This window comes from Deltaproteobacteria bacterium (genome assembly GCA_003696105.1).
Lineage (GTDB): Bacteria > Myxococcota_A > Polyangia > Haliangiales > J016 > J016.
The window spans coordinates 1-5,861 of the sequence record RFGE01000320.1; the positions used below are offsets into that span (position 1 = coordinate 1).

At 72.5% G+C, this 5,861-nt stretch carries 5 protein-coding genes; 4 read left to right on the forward strand and 1 reads right to left on the reverse strand.

Features of this window, described 5'->3' with window-relative positions; genetic code table 11:
- The 4 genes from D6689_19895 to D6689_19910 form a co-directional block, all read left to right on the forward strand.
- A partial coding sequence (locus D6689_19895; protein RMH38192.1) for an arginine decarboxylase occupies positions 1–208 on the forward strand: 208 nt, incomplete at its 5' end.
- Positions 209–382: 174 nt separating this feature from the next.
- Positions 383–2,017 (forward strand): L-glutamate gamma-semialdehyde dehydrogenase, encoded by a 1,635-nt coding sequence (gene pruA, locus D6689_19900; GenBank protein ID RMH38193.1) that lies wholly within the window; start codon positions 383–385, stop codon positions 2,015–2,017.
- On the forward strand, positions 2,014–4,770 hold the full coding sequence (locus D6689_19905; protein ID RMH38194.1) for a hypothetical protein: 2,757 nt from the start codon (positions 2,014–2,016) through the stop codon (positions 4,768–4,770). Before pruA ends, D6689_19905 begins: the two co-directional genes overlap by 4 nt.
- A 113-nt stretch (positions 4,771–4,883) precedes the next feature.
- A complete protein-coding gene (locus D6689_19910) occupies positions 4,884–5,123 on the forward strand; it encodes a BolA family transcriptional regulator (GenBank protein RMH38195.1) in 240 nt (79 codons plus the stop codon).
- 80 nt (positions 5,124–5,203) lie between these two features.
- Here the strand turns inward: D6689_19910 and D6689_19915 are convergent, their stop codons facing one another.
- Positions 5,204–5,818: a hypothetical protein gene (locus D6689_19915; protein RMH38196.1), complete on the reverse strand. Its 615-nt coding sequence runs from the start codon at positions 5,816–5,818 to the stop codon at positions 5,204–5,206.
- Positions 5,819–5,861: the final 43 nt, after the last annotated feature.

Below are 5,861 nucleotides of genomic sequence, written 5' to 3' on the forward strand. Positions count from 1 at the left end.
CTACGCGATCGACGACGTCGTGCTCGGCGATACGGTGACCGACGTGCTGCGCTACGTCGAGTACCAGCCCGACGAACTCATCCGCCGGCTGCGCGCGAAGGTCGAGCGCGCGGTCCGCGACCAGACCCTCACCCTCGACGACTCGCGCCAGATCGTCCAGCGGTTCCGCGACGGCCTCGCCGGCTACACCTACCTCGAGCACGACTGACCGCGGCGTCGTGGCGCGTGTGTAGCGGCGGCAGGGGCCTCGCGGCGCCGGCTGCGCGGCCGGCGGGCGTGCGGGCCGCGCCGGCCGCGCCACGCGCGCTCGCCCCGCGTCGCCCCCGCGTCTCCGCCTGTGGTAGAACCCTCCCGGCCAACGACTACGCACAGGGGAGCGACCATGCCCGACTCGATCCCGACCGTCCCGCATCCACGCAACGAACCCGTCCTGTCCTATGCGCCCGCCACGGCCGAGCGGGCCGCGCTCAAGGCGGAACTCGACCGCTTGGCCGGCGCGCGGACCGAGATCCCGCTGGTCATCGGCGGCGAGCGGGTCACCACCGGGGACATCGGCACCTGCGTCCAGCCGCACGACCGCCACACGCCGCTCGCCACGTATCACAAGGCCGGTCCCGCGCAGGTCGCGCTCGCCATCGACGCCGCGCGCGAGGCCAAACCCGCCTGGGAGGCGATGTCCTGGGAGGACCGCTGCGCCATCTTGCTGCGCGCGGCGGAGCTGCTCGCGGGCAAGTGGCGCGCGACCGCCAACGCGGCCACCATGCTCAACCAGTCCAAGACCGCACACCAGGCGGAGATCGACTCGGCCTGCGAGCTGATCGACTTTTGGCGGTTCAACCCCTACTACGCGGCCAAGCTGTACGCCGACGTCCAGCCGGACAGCGCTCCCGGGACGTGGAACCGCGTCGAGCTGCGCCCCCTCGAGGGCTTCGTGTTCGCCGTCACGCCGTTCAACTTCACGTCGATCGCCGGCAACCTGCCGACAGCGCCGGCGCTCATGGGCAACACGGTCGTGTGGAAGCCGGCGTCGACCGCCGTGTTGTCTGCCTGGATCGTCATGCAGGTGCTCGAAGAGGCCGGCCTGCCGCCGGGCGTCATCAACTTCGTTCCCGGCAGCGGCGCGGCGGTCGGCGATGCCGCGCTCGACTCGCCCGAACTCGCCGGCATTCACTTCACCGGGTCGACCGACGTCTTCCGCGCCATGTGGAAGCGCACGGCGAACCAGATCGATCGATATCGATCGTACCCGCGCATCGTCGGAGAGACCGGTGGCAAGGACTTCATCGTCGCGCACACGTCGGCGGACCCCGATGCGCTGGTGACCGCGATCGTGCGCGGCGGGTTCGAATACCAGGGGCAGAAATGCTCCGCCGCGTCGCGCGTCTACGTACCCAACTCGCTGTGGTTGCGAATCCGCGATCAACTCGCGGACACGACGCGCGATCTGACGATGGGGGACGTGCGCGACTTCCGCAACTTCATGGGCGCCGTGATCGACGGCGCCGCGTTCGCCAAGCACCGCGACGCGATCGAACGGGCGCGCGCCGACAGCGACGCGGAGGTGCTCGTCGGCGGCGAGACCGATGACTCCACCGGCTGGTTCGTGCGGCCCACGATCATCGTGGCCAAGGACCCCGCCTATCGCACGATGCAAGACGAGTTGTTCGGCCCGATCGTCACGGTCTACGTCTACCCGGACACGCACTGGGACCACGCGCTCGACCTGGTCGACGCGACGTCGCCCTACGGCCTCACCGGCGCCGTGTTCGCCGCGGACCGGTCGGCGATCCTCGAGGCGACCCGCCGGCTGCGGCACGCCGCCGGCAACTTCTACATCAACGACAAGCCGACCGGCGCCGTCGTCGGCCAGCAGCCGTTTGGCGGCAGCCGTGCGTCGGGGACCAACGACAAGGCCGGCAGCGCGCTGAACCTGCTGCGCTGGACGTCGGCGCGCACGATCAAGGAGACGTTCGCGCCGCCGACGGATTACCGCTATCCGTTCATGGCCGACCGATGAGCCGCCGCGCCGCCGTCGTCGCGATCGCGGTCGTCCTGATCGCAGCGGGCGCGTGGTGGCGGTTCGGGCGCGAACGCGACGAGCCGACCGCTGCCGCGACCGCGCCGGATGCCGGGACGGCGCGAGTCGCCCGGGCGGCTCCCCCGCCGCCGCCCGCCGTCGATCTGCCCGTCACCGAGGAGCGCGATCCCGCGGGCGACCTGCGACTCGAGGGCCAGGTCGTCGACGTCGACGGGCACGGCGTCGGCGCCGCCGAGGTGCGCCTGCTGTCGAACCCGCCGCGAACGGCGACCACCGAGGGGGACGGCTCGTTCGCGTTCGACGGCCTGATCGCCCGCGACTACACCCTCGTCGCGACCCAGGGCGACCGGACCGGGTCGGCGCAGGTCACGCTGCGCGCCGACACGCCGCCGGTCATCGTGCGGCTGCGCGCCGGCGCGCGCGTGTCGATCCGCGTCGTCGCCGCCGATACCGGCGCGCCCATCGCCGGCGCCGACGTCGAACTCGGCGGCGCGCGCGAGATGACCAGCGCGACCGACCGCGACGGCGTCGCCCGTTTTCGCGGCGTGCCGGGCGGAGTCAACACCGCGCGCGCCACCGCCGGCGGCTACGCGCCCGCGGCGATCGCGCTCGTCGTTCCCGAGGGCGCGAGCGAACCGATTGAGCGCACCATCGAGTTGCGGCGCGGAGCGCCGGTCGCCGGCCGGGTCGTCGACGAGGCCGGCGCGCCCATCGCCGGCGCCCGGGTCGGCCCGATCGAGGCCGGGTCGCTCACCGGTGCGCTCGACGCGATCGCGCACGAGGGCGCCAAGACGGACGACGCCGGCGCGTTTCGAATCCCGGCCGTCGCGGCCGGCACGTACCGATTCGTCGCGGTGCACGACGGCTATCCGCCGGCCGCCAGCGAGCCGGTGACCGTCGACGGGCGCACGGAGCGCACCGGCGTCGTGATCCAGCTCGCGCGCGGCGCGCGGGTCGCCGGGCGCGTGGTGACGGCCGACGGCCAGCCGGCCGCCCACGCCACCGTTCGACTCGTGGCGCGGGATGCGTCGACCTGGACGGCCATCCCCGGCAGCGGCGCCCACCAGGCGATCGCCGACGACCAAGGCCGGTTCACGTTCGACGCCGTGGCGCGCGTCCCCGTCGTGCTGGTCGCCAGCGGCGACGCGGCGACCAGTGAAGCGGTCGACGTCGATCTCACCGGCAAGGACGCGGTGGAGGACGTGGTGCTCACGCTGTCCATCGACGGCGTCATCGCCGGCATCGTCGTCGACGGCGACGGCGCGCCGGTGGCCGAGGTGTACGTCACCGCGCTGCCGGACGTGTTCGACGGCGAGGTGAGCATGGCGGAGTTGGCGCTGCGCGGGCCGCACACCGCGATGACCGGCGGGGACGGCCGGTTCGCGCTGCGCGGCGTGCCGCCGGGCAGCTACCGCGTGCGCGCCACGCGCGGCGCCCCACTGTCGATCGAGCTTTTCGGGACGGCCGGCGGCGTTCGCGCGAAACCGGGAGACACGGATGTCCGCGTCGTCCTCGAAGCGGAAGGTGGGGTGACGGGGCGGGTGCAACTGCCGGACGGATCCGCGCCGGACGCGTTCACCGTCGCGGTCGGGGCCGGCACCCTGCGGCCGGGCGGGCGCGACGGCCGCTTCGAGGTCGACGGGATCCCCGGCGGTACGTACGACGTGACCTTCCGCGGCCCGGAGTTCGCGCCGACGACGGTGCGCGACGTGACCATTCGCGGCGGCGAGATCACGGACCTCGGCGTGATCTCGCTGCGGCGCGGGCGCTCGGTCCGCGGTCGGGTCCTCGGCCCGGACGGTGCGCCGGTGGCGGGCGCGACCGTGCTGTTCGGCCGCCAGGTGTTGAGCGACGGGACGAAGCTGGGCGCCGGGCTCGCGGAGATGTTCGCCGAACAGATGGGACTCAAGCGAGCCACGTCCGGCCCCGACGGGGCGTATCGCATCGCCGGCATCCCGCCGACGGCGGGCGAGATCGCCGCGGAGCACCCCGACGTGGGGCGCTCGCGGCACGTCTCCGTGCCGGCCGGCGACGGCGACATCGCGATCGATCTGCCGCTGCTTCCGTTCGGGCGGGTCGAGGGCGCCGTCACCCTCGGCGGCCAGCCGGCGAGCGGCGCCGTCGTCCTGATCGGCCAACCCGGGTCCCAGTCCCCGCTCATCGTCACGACGGACGAAAAGGGGGCCTACCTCGTCGAGCGCCTGCCCGCCGGCGATTACTCGTTCACCGCCATGAAGCAAAGCGGCCTCACCGGCGGCCAATCGGCCAGCACGCACGCGTCCGTCGCGGCCGGCGAGGTCGCCCGCGTCGACATCGACATTCCCGTCGGCACCATCACGCTGACCGTGTCGATTCGAGGCGAGGGCGACGCCCCGATCGAAACCGCGCAGGTGTTCGTCGCCGAAGGGAAGTGGGATCTGCACACCGCCAAGGAGGTCAACCTCGCGTTTTTCGGCGGCACCGCGGCGTCGGCGCGACACGGGTTCGCCACCGGCGGTCGCGAGGTCGTGTTCCGGCAGATGCGCCCCGGAGACTACAGCGTGTGCGCCATCCCGATCGCGGGCGACCTCAACGACCCGAACGTCGCCGCGCGCATCCAGCAGGTCGTCGACCAGCTTCCCGTGTACTGCAAGTCGTTTGCGATCGCCGACGGCCCCGACCAGCAGCGCGTCGAGATCGTCGTGCCGCCGCCCGGACCGCTGCCGTCGCCGGACGATGCCCCGGCGCCGTAGGCGCTCGGCGCCGTACGACCGGCGCGGCTTGACGTCGAGGGCCGATCCGCGAACACTGGAAGCGCGCGAGCAGCGCACGGCTACCGGCGCCCGTTCGACCGACCCCCGAATCCATGGACCCGCAAGACATCGAATCCAAGATCCGCGCCGCCCTTCCCGACGCCCGCGTCACCCTGCGGGACCTCACGGGAACCCGTGATCACTGGGAGGCCACCGTCGTTTCGGCCGCCTTCGAGGGCAAGTCGCGCATCGAACGCCACCGCATCGTGTTCGATGCCCTCGCGGAGGAACTCAAGGGCCCCATCCACGCCCTCACGCTCAAGGCGCTCACCCCGGCTCAAGCCGGCGAGTAGGTAGGTGTCGCGACCGGCGGCGCCGCCCCACGCGCACGTCGCCACTCGGAGTGCCGGCCCACGCGGGCGCCCGCGCGCCGCTACGGCTTCACCACCACGATGCCGTGCATCATGTCCATGCCGCAGGCGAACACCAGCTCCCCTGACTGCGGGGCCGTCACCGCCACGTCGACCGGCTCGCCCAGCGACAACTCGCGTTTGATGTCCGTGCCGGCCACCGTCACGTACCGGCCGCACTCGGTGTCCGCGGTGCGAGTGAACCGCAGCACGAGCCGCTCCCCCGGCTTCGCCTCGATGCGGTTCGGAGCGTAGCCGGTCGGTCCCACTTCGACGGATACGCGCCGGCCGGCGGGGGCGGTCGCAGCCGCCCGATCGGCCGAGGTGCCGTGCGCTCGCCCCTCGCCGCGACCACATCCGGCCGAGGCGGCGCCGAGCGCGCATCCAACGACAATCGCGGTCCAACGCAGCATGTCGCGGAGCGTACACCGGGCCCCGCCGCTCGGCAGCGGCGCGTCGCCGGAAGGGTTGATTGACCCCACTTCCGCGCGCGCCGAGCGCCTGCTCGACCCACGATCTCCCACATGTCGCCCCGGCTCTCGGGTAGCAATCGGGTATCCGACGAAAATCATTACGGAGATGTCTAGCCCGGATCGATCACCGTCTGAAGAGTTGAAAACTCCCACCGGGAGGATCATTGTGGGTTTACGAAAACTTACAAAGGTCCAACCCGGGGGAGCC